Origin of the sequence: Porcincola intestinalis (genome assembly GCF_009696445.1) — a bacterium.
Classification (GTDB): Bacteria; Bacillota; Clostridia; order Lachnospirales; family Lachnospiraceae; genus Porcincola; species Porcincola intestinalis.
In genome coordinates this window covers 54,587-77,443 of sequence record NZ_VULZ01000001.1, presented here as the reverse complement: position 1 = coordinate 77,443, position 22,857 = coordinate 54,587, and the positions used below count along the sequence as shown (strand labels likewise).

The window sequence follows — 22,857 nt, the reverse complement described above, 5'->3', positions numbered from 1 at the left end:
AAAATCGGTAGTATACTTAAAATCTGTGTGATATAATACCACAACGGCTGTTTATAAAAAACGATTCGAATCAGAAGGAGTAAAGCTGCAATGAGCGTTACGGTAGAGAAGAAAGAGCATAATATGGCGGTTCTGACTGTCACAGCCAGCGCACAGGAGCTGACACAGGCCCTCAACGATGCGTGGAAGAAGGACAGGAAGAGAATCAATATCCCGGGTTTCCGCAGAGGAAAAGCACCGAGAAAGATGATTGAGCAGATGTACGGAAAGGGCGTCTTCTTTGAGGATGCTGCGAACCTGGTTCTTCAGAGAACCTATGACAAGGCTGTCGAGGAGAGCGGTGAGACGGTTGTTTCCCGCCCGAAGATCGACATCACTCAGATCGAGGAAGGAAAGCCGTTCATCTATACTGCGGAGGTTGCTCTGAAGCCTGCTGTCACGCTCGGCCAGTATAAGGGTGTGGAGGTCGCAAAGACTGAAATCTCTGTCTCTGACGAGGAGATCCAGAAGGAACTTGACAAGGAAAGAGAGCGGAATGCCCGCATGGTCGATGTGGATGACCGTCCGGTTCAGAAGGATGACCACATCAAGCTTGATTTTGACGGAAGCATTGACGGAGTTCCGTTTGACGGCGGCAAGGCAGAAAACTATGAGCTGGTAGTCGGCTCCGGTTCCTTCATTCCGGGATTTGAGGATCAGATTGTCGGGAAGAATATCGGCGAGAAGTTCGATGTGAATGTTACCTTCCCGGAGGATTATCAGGCGGAGAACCTGAAGGGGAAGGCAGCTGTCTTCAAGTGCAAGGTAAACAGCATCCAGGTCAAGGAGCTTCCGGCACTTGATGATGACTTTGCCCAGGACGTCTCTGAGTTTGATACGCTTGAGGAGTACAAGAAGGATGTCGCTCAGAAGATCCGTGAGCGCAAGGAGAATGAGGCCAAGGCGAAGAAGCAGAACGAGGCGCTTGCCGAGGCTGTGAATAATGCGGAGATGGATATTCCGGAAGCGATGGTTGAGGAGCAGGCAACCCGGATGCTCGATGAGTTCAGCCAGCGGATCGGCCAGCAGGGGCTGAGCATCGATCAGTACATGCAGTTTACCGGCATGGACCGCAAGAAGATGATGGACCAGATGAAGCCGGAGGCGCTGAAGAGAATCCAGAACAGTCTGGTGCTGGAGGCAGTTCAGAAGGCTGAGAAGATTGAATGCAGCGACGAGCGGTTCGATGAGGAGATCGACAAGCTTGCGAAGGCATACAATATGGAGAAGGATAAGCTTACTTCTCTGATGGGTGAGGAGTCCGTCAAGACGATGAAGGATGAGATCGCAACCCAGATGGCGGCAGAGTTCATCGCAGACAATGCGGTGGAGGTTGAAAAGCCGGCAGAGGAAGAGAAGAAGGATATTCCGCAGGAGCAGCCTGCGGATGTATAAGCCGTTCTCAGCGGAACAGGCAGGATACTGATTGTGAGAGTCCCCATATGCGGATTCGGACGGGCGAATTCGTCCGTACCGTTTCCACCGGGGACTTTTCGTTTAAGGAGGATTCGCATGAGCCTGATACCTTATGTCATAGAACAGACGTCCAGAGGGGAGAGATCGTATGATATCTTCTCCAGGCTGCTGGAGGACCGGATCATTTTCCTTGGGGAAGAAGTCACGGATTCCATTGCGGACGTGATTGTTGCGGAGCTGCTGTTTCTGGAGTCGGAGGATCCGAACAAGGACATCCATCTGTATATCAACAGTCCGGGAGGCTCTGTCACGGCAGGCATGGCGATCTATGATACCATGCAGTATGTGAAGTGTGACGTATCAACGATCTGCGTCGGACTTGCGGCAAGTATGGGTTCATTTCTGCTTGCGGGCGGAGCGAAGGGCAAGAGATTTGCGCTTCCGAATTCAGAGATTCTGATCCACCAGCCGTCCGGCGGGACGCAGGGGCAGGCATCTGACATGAAGATTGCCGCCGATGAGATCATCAAGACACGGGAGAGACTGAACCGGCTTCTTTCCCAGAATTCCGGACAGCCGCTTGAGGTGATTGAACGTGACACAGAGCGCGATCACTGGATGACGGCCGAGGAAGCGAAGACGTACGGACTGATTGACGAGGTTGTAACATCGAGGTAAGAATGGCGAATAAAGGATATGAGAAAATTCGGTGCTCCTTCTGCGGCAAGTCGGAGGATCAGGTCCGAAAGCTGATTGCAGGGCCGGGGGACGTGTACATCTGCGACGAATGCATCAACGTGTGCTCGGAGATTGTCGAGGAAGAGCTGGGGGAAGAAGAGGAGCTTCAGATGGAAAGTGATATCCATCTGATGAAGCCCAGGGAGATCAAGGCATTTCTTGACCAGTATGTCATCGGACAGGATGAGGCAAAGAAGACACTTTCGGTCGCCGTATACAATCATTACAAGCGGATTCTTTCAAATGAGCGGGCGAACGATGATGAGGTGGAGCTTCAGAAGAGCAATATCCTGATGCTGGGACCGACCGGGTCCGGAAAGACGTACCTGGCACAGACGCTCGCAAAGATGCTGAATGTTCCGTTTGCGATTGCGGACGCGACATCGCTGACGGAAGCCGGCTATGTCGGCGAGGATGTCGAGAACATTCTTCTGAAGCTGATTCAGGCTGCGGATTATGATATCGAGCGCGCCCAGAAGGGCATCATATACGTGGATGAGATTGACAAGATCTCCCGCAAGAGTGAGAATGTCTCGATCACCAGGGATGTGTCCGGCGAAGGGGTCCAGCAGGCGCTGCTGAAGATCCTGGAGGGAACTGTGGCATCGGTTCCGCCGCAGGGCGGGAGAAAGCACCCGCAGCAGGAGCTGATCCAGATTGACACGACCAACATCCTGTTTATCTGCGGAGGCGCGTTCGAAGGACTGGACAAGATCATTGAGAGCCGGATGGATACCAGAAGCATGGGATTCAAGGCGGATATCCGGACAAAGGAGGAGCGGAACATCGGCGATGTTCTGAAGCAGGTTCAGCCTGAGGATCTCATCAAGTTCGGCCTGATCCCGGAATTTATCGGCCGAGTGCCGGTTGTCGTTTCGCTTGACGAGCTGGACAGAAGCGCGATGATCCGGATCCTGACAGAACCGAAGAACGCGATTATCAAACAGTATAAGAAACTGTTTGCCCTGGACAAGGTGAAGCTTACCTTTGACGAGGAGGCAGTCGAGGAAATTGCGGATCTGACCATTAAGCGGAAGATCGGCGCCCGCGGCCTTCGGAGCGTGATCGAAAAGTCGATGAATGATGTCATGTTTGACCTGCCGAGTGAAGACCGGGCAGCAGTCTGCCATGTCACAAAAGATGTCATTGACGGAAAAGAGAAGCCGGAGATCACATTCACGGATGAACCGCTGGATCTCGTTGAGGAACCCCGGAGCCGTAAAAAAAGAAAAAAGCTTGGAGCGACAGCCTGACTGACCTTGGGGGCGTCTCTTTTCAGAATGACAGGCAGGAAACAGGAAGATATAACGAGGCTCGTGCGCCAATACCGCATGAGCCTCATTTTTAGGAACCCCTCGGGCAAGAAGGGAGAATACCAGAGATGAAAATCATAGATGTGAAGCTGGACACGGTCTGCGGATATACAAGTACCCTTCCTGTTTTTGATGAACCGGAGATTGCGTTTGCGGGGAAGTCGAACGTGGGAAAGTCCTCCCTGATCAACGCCGTCATGAAACGCAGGCGGCTTGCGAGGGTCGGTGAGACACCCGGAAAAACCCGGACAATCAATTTCTATCATGTGGTGGTGGAGGTGCCGCAGGTGATGGAGCAGGGTACTGTGAGTGTGCCCGCATTGCAGCCGAGCATGGAGGATGCCGCAGGAGATGCAGGAAGCCTGCAGGCGGAAGTCATCCGGAAAAAGAAACTGCGCTGGAAGAAGGATCCGTCCAGACAGAAAGCGTTAAGCGGGAAGAACGGGCAGGCACGGGTCAGGGGCAGTCAGAAGGAAGATGCATCACAGACTGCAGTCCGCGTCCCGACCGAGCGGAAGCCCTTTTTTCTGGTTGATCTGCCAGGCTACGGATATGCGAATGTGTCAGTATCGGAGAAGGAAAAGTGGGGAGAGATGATCGAGCGCTACCTCAACTCCTCCCCCGGACTGAAGAAGGTCTTTCTGCTTGTCGATATCCGGCACGAGCCGAATGCGAATGACATTCAGATGTACGACTGGGTACGGGCGAGCGGATTTACACCCGTCATCATTGCGACGAAAGCCGACAAGCTCGGGAAAAGCCAGCAGCTCCGCCAGATTGAGGTCATCCGAAGAACATTAAAAGCTCCGGAGGCAGCAGAAATCCTGCCATTCTCCGCCCCCTCCGGACAAGGCCTCGGCGAAATCTACCGTGTGATCCAGCAGGTGATATGATATACTGAATAAGTCCCAGTCGCCGTGTACAGGACTGCGGCACGCTTGCGTGCCTGCAGTCCTGTACACGTGCGACGACAAAGGTATGAGCGCGAAGCAACACGAGAGTGCTGCGAAAGCGCGAATACCTGAAAGCGGAACGGAAGCTGCGGAGCAGCGAAGTGCCGCGGGGGACTTATTCAGGAGTCCGCAAAGGTATGAGCGCGAAGCAGCACGAGAGTGCTGCGAAAAGCGCGAATACCAATATAGACATTTTTGAGGAGCAGAAGGAACAGATGGGCACGAAACAGCTTGAGAAGACATATAACCCGTCCGGAATGGAGGACAGGATCTATCACAGGTGGCTGGAGAAGGGATACTTTCACGCACAGGTGAATCCGGACAAAAAACCATTTACCATCATCATGCCGCCGCCGAATATCACAGGGCAGCTGCACATGGGGCATGCGCTTGACAATACCATGCAGGACATTCTGATCCGCTGGAAGCGGATGGAAGGGTACGAGGCGCTGTGGCAGCCGGGAACCGATCATGCAGCCATCGCGACCGAGGTCAAGGTCACGAACATGCTCAAGGACAAGGGCATCGACAAGCATCAGATCGGCCGCGAGGAGTTTCTGAAGTACTGCTGGCAGTGGAAGGATGAGTACGGCTCCAGAATTCTGAAGCAGCTCCAGAAGATCGGCTGCAGTGCCGACTGGGACAGAGAGCGCTTCACGATGGACGAGGGCTGCTCCCGCGCTGTCGAGACCGTGTTTGTGAAGCTCTATGAGAAGGGCTGGATCTACAAGGGAAACCGCATCATCAACTGGTGCCCGAAGTGCCAGACATCCCTGTCTGACGCGGAGGTCGAGCATGTAGACCAGGATGGCTTCTTCTGGCATATCAAGTATCCGATTGTGGGAGAGGAAGGGCGGTTTGTCGAAATCGCGACGACCAGGCCGGAGACGCTTCTCGGAGATACGGCGGTCGCGGTGAATCCAGACGATGACCGGTACAAGGATTTGGTCGGAAAGATGCTGAAGCTCCCGCTGACAGACCGTGTGATTCCGGTGATCGCGGATGCGTATGTGGACAAGGAGTTCGGAACAGGCTGTGTCAAGATTACACCGGCTCATGACCCGAACGACTTCCAGGTCGGCAAGCGGCATCATCTGGAGGAGATCAATATCCTGAACGATGATGCGACCATGAACAGTCTCTGCGGAAAGTACGCGGGAATGGACCGCTACGAAGCCAGGAAGGCGATGGTTGAGGATCTGAAGGAGCAGGGACTGCTTGTCAAGGTTGTTCCGATCACACACTCGGTCGGAACGCATGACCGCTGCCACACGACGGTCGAGCCGATGCTCAAGCCGCAGTGGTTTGTGAAGATGGACGAGATGGCGAAGGCAGCGCTCGAGGTCGTGAAGACCGACGATCTGAATTTCGTGCCGGAGCATTTTGAAAAAACATACACGCACTGGCTGGAGAACATCCAGGACTGGTGCATTTCCAGACAGCTGTGGTGGGGACACCGGATTCCGGCATACTACTGCGATGACTGCGGAGAAGTCGTTGTCAGAGCCGGCGGAGCACCGGATGTGTGCCCGAAGTGCGGCGGCAGGCATTTCACGCAGGATCCTGACTCCCTTGACACCTGGTTCTCCTCCGCCCTCTGGCCGTTCTCGACACTGGGCTGGCCGGATGATACACCGGAGCTCCGGTACTTCTATCCGACCGATGTCCTCGTGACAGGCTACGACATCATCTTCTTCTGGGTCATCCGCATGGTGTTCTCGGCGCTGGAGCAGACCGGAAAGAGCCCGTTCAAGTATGTGCTGATCCATGGTCTTGTCCGGGACGACAAGGGACGCAAGATGTCCAAGTCTCTCGGAAATGGAATTGACCCGCTTGAGGTGATCGACAAGTACGGTGCGGATGCGCTGAGACTTACACTGATGACCGGAAATGCGCCGGGGAACGACATGCGGTTCTACTGGGAGCGCGTGGAGAACTCGAGAAATTTCTGCAACAAGATCTGGAATGCGACCCGGTTTATTCTGATGAACCTTGAAAGACAGCAGGCACCGGAGCATATATCGACAGAGGAGCTCACACCGGCAGACAGGTGGATCCTTTCGAAGGCGAACACGCTGGCGAAGGACGTCACCGAGAATATGGACAAGTTTGAGCTCGGCATTGCCGTGCAGAAGGTCTACGACTTCCTCTGGGACGAGTTCTGCGACTGGTACATCGAGATGGTGAAGCCGCGTCTCTACAGCGATGACGACCAGACGAAGGGCGCGGCACTCTGGACACTGAAGACGGTTCTGATCCAGGGACTGAAGCTGCTTCATCCGTTCATGCCGTTTATCACGGAAGAGCTCTTCACCTCTCTGCAGGATAAGGAGGAGACCATCATGCGTTCCGCATGGCCCGCCTTCCGGGAAGACTGGAGCGATCCGCAGGAGGAGAAGGAGATCGACGCTGTCAAGGATGCGGTCCGCGCAATCCGGAATGTGCGTACGGGCATGAACGTTCCGCCGTCAAAGAAGGCAAAGGTGATTGTCGTGTCGGATGACGAGGAGGTTCGCGGCATCTTCGAGCGGAACCGTGTGTTCTTTGCAGCACTCGGTATGGCGAGCGAGGTAAAGGTTCAGAAAGACAAGGAGGGGGTTGCGGAGTCCTCGGCCTCCTGTGTGATTCACAATGCGACCATTTTCATGCCGATGGAAGAGCTGGTCGATGTCAGCAAAGAGATCGAGCGGCTTGAGAAAGAGCAGAAACGACTGGAAGGCGAGCTGAAGCGGTCCGACAGTATGCTGGGGAATGAGCGCTTCCTGAGCAAGGCGCCTGAGGCGAAGGTCGCGGAAGAGAAGGCAAAGAGAGAAAAGTACGCACAGCTGATGCGGCAGGTTACGGAAAGACTGCAGCAGCTGAGGAAGTAAAACCGAAGGCAGACCGCCTGGATGGCAGGTATATGGCGAGATAAGAAGCTTCTGCCGGCAGGAGAAAATGAAGGTGTCCGGAGACAGGCGTGTCCGGGCGCCTTCATTTTTATTTAATAAAATGTACCGGGCAAGGTCAGCCCGTTTCATGCTACAATGGTCAAAACACCACGGAGGGTATTTATGACCGGATTCAGATACAGGGGAAAAATAGCGGAGGGATTCTTCCTGCTTCTGCTGTTTTTGCTGATTTTTTCAATTCGCCCGCAGGCAGCGCCCTCGGGCTACCTGCTTCCGCAGAGCTCCTATGCATATATCACGCAGGAGGAGGTCTCAGGCTGGCCGTCTCAGGCACTCTGCTATGCCAGAAACGAGATCTATGCGCGAAACGGGAAGATGTTCGAGTCGGAGGAGCTGCAGGCATATTTCAGCGCGCAGTACTGGTATCATGGCGTATATGCCCCTGATCAGTTCAGCGATTCGATGCTGAACGCCTACGAGACGGCGAATGTTCAGACGCTTCTGGACATCGAGAAGAGCCAGGGAGAGTATGTTCTTGATCAGCCGGGATACTCGTTTGACACGCTGACACCCTATGCGGAGAAAGGGGAGCAGGCAACGGAGTCACTGGCAGATTCCTTCACGGTTGACCCGAACAGCTATATTTTTACTGACAGCAGTGCGCGGGTTCTGACAGGGCAGGAGATCAGCCAGCTTTCTCTTCAGGAGCTGTGCTACGCACGGTATGAGATCTATGCGAGACATGGCTACATCTTCTCTTCGACGGAGCTGTCCGATTATTTCAACGCCAAGAACTGGTACTGGGGAACGGTGGATGCCTCGGCATTTTCTCCGAGCCTTCTGAACTATGTGGAGATCCAGAACATCGATTCTCTTCAGGCACAGGAGCAGGCGCAGGGCGGTTATGCGACAGACCAGCCGGGATACAGCTATTCGGCGGTGCGGTCTTTCCCTGCCCAGGCTGCCGCAACTGTGTCCGAGAGCGATTATATCTTCTATGACAGCGCGCTCCGCTATCTGACGGATGCCGATGTCTCAGGGATGAGCCTTCAGCAGCTGTGCTATGCGCGCAATGAGATCTATGCGCGGAGGGGCTATATCTTCCAGTCATCGGAGCTGAGAGAATATTTCGGGAGCAAGCCCTGGTATTCGCCTACCCTGCCGGCAGATTCATTTTCCGAATCTGTCTTCAACGAGTTCGAGGCGGCGAATATTGCGCTTCTGAAGCAGCATGAGTATGCAATCAACCCGAACGGGTACCAGCTATACTGACAGGGGGAATGGGAATGTCTCTGAAACTGATTCTGGGGCCTTCCGGCTGCGGGAAGAGCAGAAAGCTGTTCGAGAAGGCGCTTGAGGACGCCGCGCAGAATCCGGGCAGGCAGCACATCATCCTTGTTCCCGAGCAGTTCACGATGCAGACACAGCAAAGCCTCTGCGCGCTGAGTCAAAGCGGCGGCATTCTGAATATTGATATCCTGAGTTTTTCAAGACTGGCAGTCCGTGTGTTTGAGGAGACGGGTGTCATAAGGAAAACGCTTCTGAGGGAGACCGGAAAAACTCTGCTGCTCCGCCTGATCGCGGACAGGGAGGCAGCCGGTCTTTCTCTTCTTTCGGGGGCGGTCGACCGCCCGGGTGTGCTCGGAGAGCTGAAGAGCATCCTCTCGGAAATGGATCAGTATGAGATGACGGATGAGGAGATTCAGCGGATGGTTTCCGAGTGCAGCGCAAGGCCTGTCCTGGCGCAGAAGCTGGAACAGCTGTCCGTCCTGCGGGAAAAGTACCGCCAGTTTCAGGAGGCGCATCAGCTGCAGACGGTGGAGACTGTACCGGAGGCGCTCTGCGGAAGAATCCCGGCATCCAGGATGCTGGAAAGGAGCCGTATCTATCTGGACGGGTTCACAGGCTTCACACCTGCCCAGATGGACGTGCTGAGCGGGCTGATGCGGAAGGCGGAGCGGGTGACGGCCGCCTTCACGATCGACGCGGGGACGGATGCCTTCAGCAGGCCGCGCGAGGAGGAGCTGTTCGCGCTGACAAAGAAGACGGTTCAGGCGCTCGGGCGCATTGCCGCAGAGACGGGGACGGTGATGGATCCCCCGCTTCTCATGAAACAGTCCGGAACAGGCAGATTCGGGGAGGGGAGCGAGCTTCAGTATCTGGAAGCGAACCTTCTCCGACCGGGCAGGCGGAACCCTTTCCCGGGGCAGAATGACAGACATCAGATTCAGATTCTGTCCTGCGCCAATCCGGCAGAGGAAGCGCAGGTTGCGGTCGCGTGGATACGCCGGCTGACCCGGACGAACGAGAATGGCGGAGACGGACAGGAAGGCGGGCATGAAAACACGCTTCGATACCGGGACATTGCCGTTGTGGCGGGAGATTTTCCGACATACGTGGAGCACCTGAGACGGGCATTCAGTAGGGCGGAAATCCCGTATTTTGTCGACCGGTCCGTGTCGGTCACGCTGAATCCGGCATTTGAATTTGTCAGGGCTGCATTCGCGATTCTGGATGCCAACTACAGCTATGAGTCGATGATGGCGTTCTTCCGCACCGGATTTGTGTTCGATGACCGGGAGACGGTGGACATTCTGGAAAACTATCTGCTGGCAGCCGGTATTCGCGGTCATAAGGCCTGGACGCAGAGATGGAGCCGCCCGGCTGGTGATGGCCGGGAGGAAGAGATCGCTGAGCTTGAGGAACTGCGGGAATCGTTCGCGGAGCGTTTTGAACCATTTGCCGGCGTATGCAGGTTTTCGACAGGAAAGCTGAAAGACTATGCAAGAGCCCTGTGGGAGCTGACAGATGCCTTTGACCTGCAGGGGAAGCTGGCGCTTCTCGCGCGGGAACGGGAGGAGAACGGACAGCGCGCCGACTCCGAAATTTACAGCCAGGCAGCCTCCGCTATCGCGGAGGTGCTGGACGAGGCGGTTTCTCTTCTTGGAGACGAGAAGATCAGGCGGTCGCAGTTTGAGCAGATCCTGGAGGCAGGACTCTCGGAGGAAAAGATCGGCATTGTTCCTCCGGGGAGTGACGAGGTGCAGATCGGCGATCTGATGCGGTCGAGGATTACCAATGTCAGGGCGATTCTGTTTCTTGGCATGAATGATGAGTTTGTGCCGGGGAGGAGCCATGAGGGCGGCATTCTGACCGATGTGGAACGGGAATATCTGAGACGTCAGGAGTTCCATCTGGCTCCATCCGCGAGAGAGGAAGCCGCGGTCCGGCAGTTCTACCTGTATCTGAGCCTGACAAAGCCTTCGGATCGTCTGATTCTTTCCTGTTCCAGGACGACGATGGATGGTAGTGTGCTCCGGCCGGCTGCAGCGCTGCTGCAGATTTGTCGGCTCTTTCCGCAGATTGAGATTCAGGAAGGCCTTCCGGGAGGCCTGGCCGGGACTATCTACCTTCCGAAAGAAGTGCCGGAAGCGCTTGCAGGAGCCCTTGCGGAGAGCAGAGACTGGACGGAAGCGGAGAAGGAGGAGCGGACGCCCATGCTCCGGGAGCTGTATCTGGCGTCTGCCTCCGGAAGGCCGGAGCAGACCCGCAGGCTTCTGAAGGCACTGGACATTGTGCCGCCGCCGAGACTGAGCCGGGAGGTCGCCAGAAAGCTGTATGGAGACAACCTGGAGGGATCCGTCTCAAGGCTGGAGACATTTGCACTCTGTCCGTTCAGACAATATACAGTCTACGGGCTGGGGCTTCGGGAGCGCAGGCGATTCGAGGTGCAGGCATCCGATGTCGGAACGCTGATGCACAGGGGACTGGAGCTTTTATCGGCGCGGGTGAAGGAAAGCCGGGATGTTTCGTGGAGAACCCTTGCTCCGGAGGCGCTGAACAGGTGGGCAGAGGAAAGCCTCAGGCAGGCCTGCCTGGAAACGTCCGGCGGGAAATTCGAGGATACCTTCCGGAGCGCCGGACAGTATCAGCGGCTTCTTCGGATCTTCCGGCATGCCGCAGCCGTCCTGAAGCTGCAGCTTGCGGCAGGAGATTTTGAGCCTGCGCTGTTTGAGACGCGATTTGACTCAAGGGACAGAAGAACGGCGGAACCGCTTCTGTTTTCAGATGGAAGCCGGATGAATCTGACCGGACGGATCGACCGGGTTGACGAGGCAACCGGCAGGGAGGACAGCCGTCTCTTTATCAAGGTTGTCGATTACAAGACCGGGGCTACAGGATTTGACTTGAACGAGGTCTGGATGGGCACGGAGCTCCAGCTTCCGGTCTATATGGACGCCGCGCTGCGGATGGAGCGCCAGCGCCACAGAAAAAAGGAGGTCGTCTGTGCGGGCCTTCTCTACTTCCCCGTGAGGGATCCGGTCCTGGACGGCAGATACGCAGAGATGGACGATACTTCCCTTGAGGCGGAAAGAGCCCGGAAAATCCGTCCAAGCGGACTGATCCTGGATGACAGGGAGGCCGTCTCCCTCTTCAGTTCAGAACCGGGCCTTCTGTCTGAGGTCGCGCCGGTGATGATCAACAAGGATGGAAGCATCTCTGCGGCAAGATCCAGTGTGGCAGACGCGCGGAAGCTGTCCCTTTTGTCTGCCTATGCGAGAAGGAAGATGATTGAGACAGGAGAGCGGATTCTCGGCGGGGAAATCGCACCGTCTCCTCTAAAGGAAAATGACCGGACGGATGCCTGCACCTACTGCGCGATGAAGGCTGTCTGCCGGTTTACAGGACATGACCCGCAGATGAAGTATCGGCAGATGCCGGGCATCCCGCAGGACGACATCTGGAAGAGGATGGCGGAGGAGACAGAGACATCCGGAATCCGGAAGGAAACAGAGATGGACTGACAACAGAAGCGCTCCGGGAAGATGCCGGGAAGAAGAGATGACCGGGAGCGGGAGAGAAAGAGGACCGTATGGGAAGAAGCTGGACGGACGAACAGAAGAAAGTCATCGAGACAAGGGGCAGCAGCCTGCTTGTCTCGGCAGCAGCCGGCTCGGGCAAGACTGCGGTGCTGGTTGAACGAATCCTCCGCGAGATCCTGGATCCGGTGCACCCCGTGGATCTGGACAGACTTCTGATTGTGACCTTTACGCGGGCGGCGACAAGCCAGCTCCGGGAGCGGATCCGGGACGCTGTGACCGCTCGGTACGAGGAGGAGCCCGGCAATGAACAGCTCCGGCATCAGATGACGCTTCTGTACAGCGATCATATCATGACCATCGACAAATTCTTTCTGATGGTGATCCGGGAACACTACCAGCAGATCGGGCTCGACCCGTCCTTCCGAATCGGCGATGAGGGCGAGCTGAAGCTGATGCGGGCAGATCTTATCTCGGCAGTGCTGGAGGAAGCGTACAAGGAGGGGGGCCCGGATTTTCTGCGCTTCTCCGACTGTTATGCCTCCGGCATATCGGATGCTGCCCTTGAGGGGATGGTGCTTGATTTCTGGGAAAGCTCATCGTCACATCCCTGGCCGAAGGAATGGCGGCACGCGTGTCTGAGGCAGTATCTGGACGAACCATCCTCCTGGGCATGGCTCTCGCAGCTCCTTGATGTTGTTCACGCGCAGCTTCTGGACATCCTGGAGAACATTGACCAGACGCTTGCGCTCTGCGCCGGGCCCGGAGGACCCAAGGCCGCGCAGCCGGCGCTGCTGTCGGACAGAGAGCTGGTTCTGCAGCTGATGGGAGAGCGCGCGTATGACCAGCTGAGAGCCTCATTTTCCGATATGAAATTTGCCAGAATCTCGAAGAAGGAGAAGAAGGGGGAGGAGCCGTACGATGCCGTCAAGGTGCAGATGGTTGCGGACCTTCGGGACAGCTGGAAGAAAAAGCTCGGAAGCCTCAGGGAGAAATATTTCATGCGTCCGCTCTCGGAGGAGGCGAAGCTGATGAAGCGGACGGGAGCGGATTTTGCCGTCCTTGTCCGGCTGGCAGAACGCTTTGAGGAGACCTTCTCCGAGGAGAAAACCAGAAAGAATATTCTGGATTTCACGGACACAGCTCATCTTGCGCTGAAGGTGCTCATCAAAAAGGATGAGAATGGGAACATCGTCCCGACACAGGCAGCGCGGGAGTACCAGGACTACTTTGAGGAGATCGCCATCGACGAGTACCAGGATTCCAATGAGATCCAGGAGCTGCTTCTGTCGAGCGTATCCAGGGAGAGCAGGGGCGTGTACAACCGCTTCATGGTGGGAGATGTCAAGCAGAGCATCTACCGCTTCCGGATGTCCGATCCCGGTATTTTCATGAAAAAGTATGAAAGCTATCGGAAACAGGAAGAAAGTCCGGATGGGGAAAAAGACGCGCAGGCAGAGACGGATGTGCAGCTGCAGCAGCCCTGCCGGCTGCGAATCGATCTGCATAAGAACTTCCGCTCCCGAAGAGAGGTGCTTGAGGCTGTGAATCTGGTCTTCCGGCAGATCATGCGGCGGGAGGTCGGGGGCGTCACCTACGGGGCGGATGAATCCCTGTATCCGGGTGCGGTGTTCGAGCCTTTTCCGGAGCCCTGGAAAGGACAGGAGAAGACGATCTGCAGGCCGGAGCTGATCCTTGTCGAGCCCGGAGATGTCATCGACCCTGGCTCCGAAAGCGGAGAGAAACCGCTTCCGGACGCGATGCATGCGGAGGCGGAGGTGACGGCAGCCCGGATCCTTCAGATTGTCGGTCATGATCCGGTCTGGGACAAGGAAAAGGGGACCTACCGCCCGGCGGAGTTCCGAGATGTCGTTATTCTGCTCCGGACAGCCTCCGACTGGGCCAATGCCTATTCGGAGGTGCTGTCCGCCCATGGAATTCCGAACCGTTCCGGCTCAAAGACAGGGTATTTCTCGGCGCCGGAGGTCCAGACCATTCTGTCTTACCTGGATGTTCTGGACAATCCGCGGCAGGACATTCCGCTGGCAGCCGTCCTCCGCTCCGAAATCGGCAGGCTGACAGACGATGAGCTCTCCATGCTGAAGGCGGGCAGAAGGAAAGATTCTCTGTATGACTGTGTGGAAACCTTTCTGTCTGTGTATGCCCATGACCGGGCAGAAGAACAGGGAAATTCAGGCAGGTCCGCCGGTGCAGCGGAGAACAAAACAGAACAGACGGACAAGGGACCCTCCGGTCAGATTTCTGATCTGGAGCTGGGAGGAGGATGCTTGGCGCAGCAGGAGGCAGCGCTTTATGAGAAGCTCAGACAGTTTCGGGAGATGACGGACAGACTCAGAAGTCATGTCAGTGACACGCCGATCCACCAGCTTTTGTGGCAGATATACGATGAAACCGGATTTCTCGCTGTGTCCGAGGCATCCGAGGGCGGCAATCAGAAGAAGGCCAATCTGGACATGCTGGTGGAGAAGGCCATCTCCTATGAGCAGACCAGCTACAGGGGACTGTTCCACTTTGTCCGGTATATTGACAAACTGATCCGTTACGAGGTGGATTTCGGGGCGGCGCTTGCGGAGAACGGAAGCGAGGACCTGGTCCGGATCATGACCATTCACGCGAGTAAAGGGCTGGAATTCCCGATTGTATTCGTCGCCGGACTGGGGCGGAGATTCAACCGGCAGGACGCTGCAGGCATGCTTGTGCGGGAGGCCGGAATCGGGGTCGGCATGAATTACATTGATCCGGACCGTCGGGTTCAGGTGCCGACGCTGATCAAAAGCGCGGCGGCAGAGCGGGTGATCCGGGAAGGGATCGGGGAAGAGCTTCGCGTTCTCTATGTGGCACTTACCCGGGCGGAGGAAAAGCTGATTCTGACCGGGACTGTGAAGGACCGGGAGACGTTTGTCAAGTCGCTTTTTACCGCGGCAGGCTGCATTACAGAAAAGCTGCCGGAAAGCCTGATTCTGGGAGCAGATGGCTATCTGACATGGGTGGCAGAAGCGCTCGTCCGGCACCAGCCGGAAGGCGGACGTTTCAGAGAGATGGCAGATTTACCCCAAAGCCCTGCGGGGAATCCCGCGGCCGGGCTGGAAGGAAGCTTTCTCGTGCGGACTGGCCTCGAGGTGACAGCCAGGCAGCAGCATGCAGCGGAGAAGTCCAGAAAACAGCTGGCGGCACTGGTTGATGTGCAGCCGGGGGAGGTTTATGACCGGACGGTCCATGATCAGCTCAAGCGGCAGCTTGGATCCCGTTATCCATGGCCGGATCTGTCCGAAATTCCGGCCAAGGTGACCGTATCGGAGCTGAAGCGGCAGGGCTACGAGGCGGAGCTGAAGCAGCTGCAGGAGGCGGCTCCCGCATCCTGGACGCAGCAGCCGGACCGGAGCCCGGAGGATGTCATATCTGGCAATGTCGTCACTGCACAGGATGCACAGACTCCGGAGAGCGGGAGGCGGGACAGAGTTGTCCCTGCCTTCATGCAGGAACAGACGCAGCAGAAGCCTCTCAGCGGGGCAGCTGCCGGGACCATCTATCATCGTATTCTGGCCGACTATGATTTCACACTGGATGCCGGACCGGACACAGTCCTCCGTTGGTTGGAAACTATGGTTCAATGTGATAAAATCACCGAAGGCGAGAAAAAGATGGTTCAGGCCGGACGTCTCGTCCGATTTCTGAACTCTGAACTTGGCGCGCGGATGAAGAAGGCAGCCGGGAAAGGGGGGCTCCACAGGGAGAACCCGTTCGTGCTTTCCGTCCCGGCGGGGAACCTGTTTCAGGGCGTGGAGAAAGAAGTAGGGGCGGAGCCTGTGCTGATCCAGGGAACGATTGACGCCTGGTTCGAGGAGGCTGGACGCCTGGTCCTTGTCGATTATAAGACAGATTATTGCAGGCCTGAGCAGAAGGAGAGCCTGGTGTGGAGGTACCGGACACAGTTTCTGCTCTATGCGTCTGCTCTCACCCGGCTGACAGGAAAAGCGGTCGGGGAAGCCTGGCTGTATTCGCTGTCGCTTGGTGAAGCGATACCGGTCAGCCTCGCCTCCTGAAGGAGAACATGCAGGCAGGAAGGAGTGCCTGAGACATATGCAGACACAGACGATGACGCAGAAGAAGGCAGATTTTCAGGCCGCCGGAGCAAGGCGGGCAGAGAGAAGGGAGAAGACGCGAAGTACAGCAAAGGCAGCCGGGTCAGGACGCTGGTTCCTGATCGGGTTCGCGATCCCGGCTCTGATCATGCTCATCGGGTATATACAGATCGGCGTCTGGCCATTTGGCGACGGGACGGTTCTGATCATTGATTCTCTTCACCAGTATCTGCCATTCTACACAGAATTTCATGAGAAGCTTGTTCATCACTCCTCTCTTCTGTACTCCTTTTCGGCAGGGCTGGGGTATAATTTCTGGGCAACCTATGCCTATTATTTGGCAAGCCCGCTGAATTTCCTGATCGGTCTTGTCCCGACAGCGAATGTCTGTGACTTCATGGACTATCTGATCCTGCTGAAGGTCGCACTCTGCGGCGGAACCATGACCTGGTATCTGCATCGCAGGAATCCGAAGTCGGGACTTCTTGCACCGGCGTTCGGGACAATGTATGCGGTCTCTTTCTTCATGATCGGGTACTATTTCAACATCATGTGGCTGGACTCCATCGCGATGCTTCCGCTGATCATGAAGGGCATCGAGCAGATCTTCGGCATCGGTGACGGCGGCCGAGTGAGCGGACGCTCCGACGGGCGTCTGTATGGGACAGCGCTGTTTGTGGCGCTCTGGTGCAACTATTATATCGGGTTCATGCTCTGCCTGTTTTCTGTACTGTATGTGTTTGTCTGCCTTGTGTATACCGGAAGAATGAAGCCGGTTTTGTTTCTGCGCCGTACTCTGCGGTTTTTCTGGTATTCCCTCCTTGCGGGCGGTATGGGCAGCATCGTCCTTCTGCCGGCCTACCGGGCGCTGAAGGCCTCGGAATCCATGCAGTCGAATACCTTTCCGAAGGTCATCAAGTTCTACACAGACTTCGTGAATCTCTGCCTCGCGCATTTTGCCGGAATCAAACCGGTCAATATCTCGAACTCTCAGGTCGGGCTCAACGCATACTGCGGTGTGTCCGTCATGCTGCTTGGCATCCTGTTTCTGCTTGACAGTCAGATTGCGTTCAGAAGGCGGATTGCGAAGGGGGTTCTGGCCGGCTTTCTGTTTCTGAGCTTCTCGATGAACGTGCTGAATTACATCTGGCACGGTTTTCATCAGCAGAACGGACTGCCGAACCGGTTTGCGTTCATCTATATCGCCATTGTGCTGGTCATGTCGTTCGATGCCATAAAAGATGTGCCGAAGCTGGCTGTTTGGCGGATCATTGCCGCCGGAGTCATCCCGGTATCCTTCGCGGCGGTAGCCTGGTATCTGAAACTGGGACAGGACAATGAGGGCAATGCCTATCCGGTCTCAGCCTACGAGATCACATTCCTGCTTCTTTGCGGGTATCTTGTGCTTCTTCTGGTGATCCGGCTGTACCATATCCGGAGACTTGTATTCTCGGTGCTGGCCGGAAGTATCCTGATCTGTGAGTCCGGTGTATCGGCTGTCTGGGGAATTGTCTGTAACGACTCTGTGACGCGCTCCATCTATCTGAACGATCAGAAGTCATACAAGACGCTCGTTCCGCAGATGCATGACAATACCTGGTTCCGGTCGGAGGTCGATTCCCAGCGCATGCGGGATGTCACTCTGTTCTGCGGGGGGAATGCCGTCGTCATGTTCAATTCCACAATGCAGGAGTCGGTCACAAACTTCTGTGACCGGATCGGCATGGAATCGAGGACAAACAAGAACGGCTACAACGGGGTCACGAAACTGATGAACGATGTGCTGGGCATCAAGTATGTTCTTTCCGCACAGGGAACCGGAAGTACGCTCTATCAGTTTCAGAAGCAGACATCCGACGGAAACCTGACCATCTATAAGAATGAAAATGCCCTGGCGCTTGGGTTCATGGTGAATCCGGAGATCCGGGACTGGGATATATCATCCGGGACGCCGATCGATGTCCAGAATGATTTTGTCGTGAAGGCAGCCGGGCTTGAGCCGATCTATACGCTCGACCGTTATCTCACGATGCAGAACGGCGAGGCAAATGAAATCCTGATCCCGGACGGGAAGCAGGTCTACGCTTATCTGCCGGAGCGTGTGGCAGAGCTGAAGCTGACCACGCCGGAATTCAGCAAGACCTATGAGACATTCACAGACCATCTCTATGTGATCAATGCGGCGGACGGGGAAAACATGGCGCAGATGACCGCCTCGACGAAGCTGGGCTCCAGTGCGGAGGCGATCATCTATACCTGCCCGGACAGTGCCGAGCAGGCTGTTGTCGACAGACTGAGAGAGAGTGAGCTTCAGAATGTCTCCGCATCCGGCAATGTGCTGACAGGCGACATCAATGTGAAGAAAGCCGGCGTGCTCCTTCTGACGCTGCCATATGACAATGGCTGGCGGCTTTATGTGGACGGGAAGAAAGTGAAGCTTTCGGAGATCGGGTCGTGCCTGATGGGGGCTGATCTTGAAACCGGGCAGCATGCCATCCGGATGGTATACGTTCCGGAAGGATTCCGGGAGGGAATCCTTCTGACGATCGTCTCCGGTATCCTGTTTGCGCTGTCATTGTACCTTTACAGCCGCAGACACAGAGGGGAAAAGAAAGGATTTGACAGGGATATGGATGATGCAAAAGCGTATCTGTCAGCATTGTGCGGGGAAGACGCAGTCGCTGCCGGGGCTTTGATGAGCGCCTATACAACCTTCCGGATCGGCGGTCCGGCGGCCCTGCTGGTGAAACCGAAGACGGAGCGTCAGCTGGCAGACACCATTCTGTATCTCAGGCGCATGGAGCTTCCGTATTTTGTTGTCGGAAACGGAAGCAATCTTCTGGTCAGTGATGCAGGCTACAGAGGTGTGATCGTCCGTGTGGCGAAGAATCTCAGCCAGATACGGATTCAGGGGGACATCGTCGAGGCGCAGGCAGGTGCGATGCTTTCAGCAGTCGCGGCGAAGGCGCTGGAGGTTTCCCTGGCCGGGATGGAATGTGTCTCCGGCATACCGGGTACGATCGGCGGGGCTGTTTTCATGAACGCGGGCGCTTATGGCGGCGAGATGAAGGACATCGTCGAATCCGTCCATGTGCTGACAAGGGATGGGAAGATTATCCGGCTTTCCAATGAAGACTGCAGCTTCGGCTACAGGACGTCCAGAATTCAGACGGAGGGCATGACGGTGCTGGATGTCAGCCTGAAACTTGAGCCGGGCGATCCTTTGATGATTCGTGAAAAAATGGATGATCTGAGAGCCAGACGGGCTGAGAAGCAGCCGCTTGAGTACGGAAGCGCCGGCTCCACATTCAAGCGGCCGGAAGGCCACTATGCCGGGGCTTTGATTGATGAAGCCGGCATGAGAGGGTTTACGGTCGGAGGCGCGATGGTCTCGGAAAAGCATGCGGGCTTTGTCGTGAATGTCTCCGGAGCAACGGCGGAGGACGTGCGCGGGGTCATCCGCGGGGTTCAGGAGGCTGTGATGGAGAAGAGCGGCGTGAAGCTTGAGCCCGAGGTCCAGATGCTGGGGTTTGAAGATACGGAGGACGAGGAATGAGATTCGTGATCGTGACGGGAATGTCCGGATCCGGGAAGACTGCCGCCCTCAAGATGCTGGAGGACGACGACTATTTCTGCGTAGACAATCTTCCACTGGAGCTGATCGGAAAGTTTGCCGAACTGGCAGGCAACCCGGCACAGGAATACAGCAAGGTCGCGGTCGGATTCGACTCCCGCTCCATGCTGAGGGGACATTCGGTGGAGGATTTTTTCCGGACCATGAAGCCCTACAGTTATGAAATCCTGTATCTTGACTGCGGCGACCAGGAACTGGTAAGACGATATAAGGCAACCCGCCGGATTCATCCGCTTGCCGGAACCGGACGGATTGAAGCCGGTATTGCAAAGGAGCGAAAGCTTCTGGAGCCGCTCAGACTTCGGGCGGACTATGTGATTGACACCAGCGATATGCTGACGAGACAGCTGCAGCAGGAGATCGGTCACATTTTCCTCGAAAATCCGGGAGAGGGCAATCTGCTGTTATCCATCCTGTCGTTCGGGTTCAAGTTCGGGATCCCGTCTGACGCCGATCTGGTCTTTGATGTCCGCTTTCTTCCGAATCCGTTTTATGTCGAGGAACTCAAGCATAAAACCGGTAATGACAAGGACGTTCAGGCATATGTCTGCCAGAACGGGGAGGCAGATACATTTCTGCAGAAACTGACCGATCTTCTCGAGTATCTGATTCCGAAGTATGAGCTGGAGGGAAAGAGACAGCTGACAATTGCTGTCGGGTGTACAGGCGGCAAGCATCGCTCGGTGACGATGGCAAACCGTCTGAACGAATATTTTGAGACGAACGGGAAGTATCCGGTGGTGCTGCTTCATCGGGACATCACCCGCTGAGAACGGAGGAATACAATGTCATTCTCCGGGGAAGTCAGGGAGGAACTGGCAGGCTGCACAGATACTGCCAGACATTGCAGGATTGCATTTCTTGGGGCTGTCCTGCACAGCTGCGGGGAATGCACCGGCGGCCTTGTCCGGATCCGGACAGAAAACCGGTATGCGGCGGATGCCTGCGAGAGCTGCCTGGAGCGGACGATGCCTGGAAGTAGTGAGAGAGAGACGGAAACGGTTGAGGGAAAGCTTCCGGTATACTGCATCAGGGTGAAGAACCATCCGGACAGTCTCCAGCTGATGGAGGCTGTCCGGATGGAAGGCGCGTATCCGGACGGAAGCTTCCGGGATTTTGTGGTGGACAGGCTGCTGCTTCAGAAGCTGTGCTGCCGGAAGGCCTACCTGAGGGGAATCTTTCTTCTGACCGGATCCGTGAGCAATCCGGAGAAGAGCTACCATCTGGAGCTCGTCTGTCCGGATCTGGAAGAGGCGGATCTGATCGTCTGGCTCATGCAGTCGCTGGGCTTTGATCCCCGTGTCATCGGCCGGCAGAATCATCAGGTGGTCTATCTGAAGGAGGGTGGTCAGATCTCGGACTTTCTTGGTGCGATCGGCGCGACGAACAGCCTGATGAAGCTTGAGAACGCACGGATTGTGAGGGACATTGCCGGGACGGTAAACAGGCGGGTAAACTGCGAGACAGCGAATCTGATGCGGACAGTGGACGCGTCTGTCAGGCAGATCCGAGATATCCAGTACCTGAAGGACAGAGGGGAGCTCGGGAAGCTCCCGGAGAGCCTGAGGGCAGCAGCTGAGCTGAGACTGAAATATCCGGATGCCACACTCAGGGAGCTTTCTGAGGCAAGCATCCCTCCTGTCGGGAAATCCGGCTTCAATCACCGGCTGATGCGGCTGAGCAGTCTCGCGGAAAGACTTCGATCTGAGGAAAGGTGAATGTTGGTATGGCTCTGTACAATGTAACCTTGTATCTGGCATTTGTGGCTGCGGGATTTCCTGCCGGAATCTACAGCAGTATATGGACGCAGATCAGCGGCGGAATGACGGTTCCGGTGTCCAGCATCATCCTTCTGAGAGCGATGATTGCGGCAGGCGGCGTGCTGGCCTGTATCCTGGCTGCCAGAACCAGACAGAAGCGTGAGAAAACCTTCGATCTGTGTCTGGCGGGCGTGAGCCTTGAGACATTGGGGGTGATCGGACTCGCACTGTCAAGAATGTTCTGGCACCTTTGTCTCTGGTCATTTGTTCTCGGACTGGGATTTGGGATGAGCCTGACGCTCCTTTGCATCGTGGTCATCCGACTCGATCAAAGGACGGTTATGCTCCAGTTTTCCGGAACAGGCCTGGGGGCATTTGCCGGAAACTGGATTTTGTCCGCAGCCATGTCGCTTTCCGGGAGCTGGAGGACAGGCTGCGAGCTGCTGGGGCTTGTCCAGATCCTGATGGCCTTTCTGGCGTTTTTTATCCGAAGGTCGCTGATAAAAGGGCAGGACATGCGGAGAAAACTGGATGAGAGATCGAGAGATATCGATATATTCCGTGAACGAGAACGGCGGCGCGTTCATGTGGATGAGAGCGGTCTCAGGCAGGCTGAAAAGGAATACATCACTCGGTCAGCTGTCAGTTGCATGGCCGCTTTTCTGTCCGGGGTTCTGACTCTGTGCATGGTGCTCTGGCCGCAGAGCTACAGGGTGATCGAGACGGGAGCGGCACAGGAAATGACCGGATACGGCGTTCTGATGGTGAGTCTCGGCATGGCTGCCGGCAGAGTGATTTCAGGGGTTCTCCGGCCGTCAGGAAGGGCGTCACGACTGATCTGGATGGGAACAGTCGGCGTCCTGCTTCTTCTGGAGCAGTACCTGATCCACACCGGGGGACTCACCGATATGGGAATGTTGTTTTTCCAGCTCTTTGAAGGAATAATGATCGGACCGGTGTTTCCAAAGCTCCTGCTTCTGGATGACGTACGTCTCGACCGGGAGGCAGAGACAGCCCTCCTGTCGCTGCTTCCGGCCTTCGCACTCGGAGCTGTCATTGTTGTCACACCGCTGACGCAGGCACTGGTCGGAGCAGGACAGACACGCTGGTTTCCGCTGTGGCTTCTTGTGCTGGCTGCCTGCCTTGGTGTTTGCCTGTTTTTCTGTGTAAAAGACGGGAAGGACTGAGAG

The 22,857-nt window shown here is 56.0% G+C and carries 11 protein-coding genes and 1 pseudogene; all 12 read left to right on the top strand.

The window, feature by feature from the left end:
• Positions 1–90 precede the first annotated feature (90 nt).
• The 12 genes and pseudogenes from tig to FYJ35_RS00295 all read left to right on the top strand — a co-directional run bounded on the left by tig (position 91) and on the right by FYJ35_RS00295 (position 22,854).
• Complete coding sequence (gene tig, locus FYJ35_RS00350; protein WP_154521488.1) at positions 91–1,434, top strand: trigger factor; 1,344 nt, start codon at positions 91–93, stop codon at positions 1,432–1,434.
• 117 nt (positions 1,435–1,551) lie between these two features.
• Positions 1,552–2,133 carry an ATP-dependent Clp endopeptidase proteolytic subunit ClpP gene (clpP, locus tag FYJ35_RS00345; RefSeq protein ID WP_154521486.1) on the top strand — a complete coding sequence of 194 codons (582 nt, stop codon included), beginning with the start codon at positions 1,552–1,554 and terminating at the stop codon, positions 2,131–2,133.
• Between the two features lie 2 nt (positions 2,134–2,135).
• Positions 2,136–3,446 (top strand): ATP-dependent Clp protease ATP-binding subunit ClpX, encoded by a 1,311-nt coding sequence (gene clpX / locus FYJ35_RS00340; RefSeq protein ID WP_154521483.1) that lies wholly within the window; start codon positions 2,136–2,138, stop codon positions 3,444–3,446.
• A 128-nt stretch (positions 3,447–3,574) separates the two neighbouring features.
• Positions 3,575–3,775 (top strand): annotated as a pseudogene (locus FYJ35_RS15135) (GTPase); the annotation flags it as partial.
• 899 nt (positions 3,776–4,674) lie between these two features.
• Positions 4,675–7,329 carry a valine--tRNA ligase gene (locus FYJ35_RS00330; protein ID WP_154522415.1) on the top strand — a complete coding sequence of 885 codons (2,655 nt, stop codon included), beginning with the start codon at positions 4,675–4,677 and terminating at the stop codon, positions 7,327–7,329.
• A gap of 183 nt (positions 7,330–7,512) precedes the next feature.
• A complete protein-coding gene (locus tag FYJ35_RS00325; RefSeq protein WP_205839639.1) occupies positions 7,513–8,622 on the top strand; it encodes a YARHG domain-containing protein in 1,110 nt (369 codons plus the stop codon).
• Between the two features lie 14 nt (positions 8,623–8,636).
• Positions 8,637–12,155, top strand: coding sequence for a PD-(D/E)XK nuclease family protein (locus FYJ35_RS00320; RefSeq protein ID WP_205839638.1), 3,519 nt, complete (start codon positions 8,637–8,639; stop codon positions 12,153–12,155).
• A gap of 68 nt (positions 12,156–12,223) precedes the next feature.
• Positions 12,224–16,234 carry a helicase-exonuclease AddAB subunit AddA gene (addA, locus tag FYJ35_RS00315; RefSeq protein WP_154521471.1) on the top strand — a complete coding sequence of 1,337 codons (4,011 nt, stop codon included), beginning with the start codon at positions 12,224–12,226 and terminating at the stop codon, positions 16,232–16,234.
• A 37-nt stretch (positions 16,235–16,271) separates the two neighbouring features.
• Complete coding sequence (gene murB, locus FYJ35_RS00310; protein WP_154521468.1) at positions 16,272–19,829, top strand: UDP-N-acetylmuramate dehydrogenase; 3,558 nt, start codon at positions 16,272–16,274, stop codon at positions 19,827–19,829.
• Positions 19,826–20,677: an RNase adapter RapZ gene (gene rapZ / locus FYJ35_RS00305; RefSeq protein WP_154521465.1), complete on the top strand. Its 852-nt coding sequence runs from the start codon at positions 19,826–19,828 to the stop codon at positions 20,675–20,677. The genes murB and rapZ overlap by 4 nt, the downstream gene beginning before the upstream one ends.
• A gap of 15 nt (positions 20,678–20,692) precedes the next feature.
• Positions 20,693–21,625 carry a DNA-binding protein WhiA gene (gene whiA, locus FYJ35_RS00300; RefSeq protein ID WP_154521463.1) on the top strand — a complete coding sequence of 311 codons (933 nt, stop codon included), beginning with the start codon at positions 20,693–20,695 and terminating at the stop codon, positions 21,623–21,625.
• 8 nt (positions 21,626–21,633) lie between these two features.
• Positions 21,634–22,854 (top strand): hypothetical protein, encoded by a 1,221-nt coding sequence (locus FYJ35_RS00295; RefSeq protein WP_154521460.1) that lies wholly within the window; start codon positions 21,634–21,636, stop codon positions 22,852–22,854.
• Positions 22,855–22,857: the final 3 nt, after the last annotated feature.

Coding starts and splice junctions, on each gene's coding strand:
- rapZ (WP_154521465.1), top strand. CDS start 19,826: ATGAGATTCGTGATCGTGACGGGAATGTCCGGATCCGGGAAGACTGCC.
- clpX (WP_154521483.1), top strand. CDS start 2,136: ATGGCGAATAAAGGATATGAGAAAATTCGGTGCTCCTTCTGCGGCAAG.
- whiA (WP_154521463.1), top strand. CDS start 20,693: ATGTCATTCTCCGGGGAAGTCAGGGAGGAACTGGCAGGCTGCACAGAT.
- FYJ35_RS00330 (WP_154522415.1), top strand. CDS start 4,675: ATGGGCACGAAACAGCTTGAGAAGACATATAACCCGTCCGGAATGGAG.
- FYJ35_RS00325 (WP_205839639.1), top strand. CDS start 7,513: ATGACCGGATTCAGATACAGGGGAAAAATAGCGGAGGGATTCTTCCTG.
- addA (WP_154521471.1), top strand. CDS start 12,224: ATGGGAAGAAGCTGGACGGACGAACAGAAGAAAGTCATCGAGACAAGG.
- tig (WP_154521488.1), top strand. CDS start 91: ATGAGCGTTACGGTAGAGAAGAAAGAGCATAATATGGCGGTTCTGACT.
- murB (WP_154521468.1), top strand. CDS start 16,272: ATGCAGACACAGACGATGACGCAGAAGAAGGCAGATTTTCAGGCCGCC.
- clpP (WP_154521486.1), top strand. CDS start 1,552: ATGAGCCTGATACCTTATGTCATAGAACAGACGTCCAGAGGGGAGAGA.
- FYJ35_RS00320 (WP_205839638.1), top strand. CDS start 8,637: ATGTCTCTGAAACTGATTCTGGGGCCTTCCGGCTGCGGGAAGAGCAGA.
- FYJ35_RS00295 (WP_154521460.1), top strand. CDS start 21,634: ATGGCTCTGTACAATGTAACCTTGTATCTGGCATTTGTGGCTGCGGGA.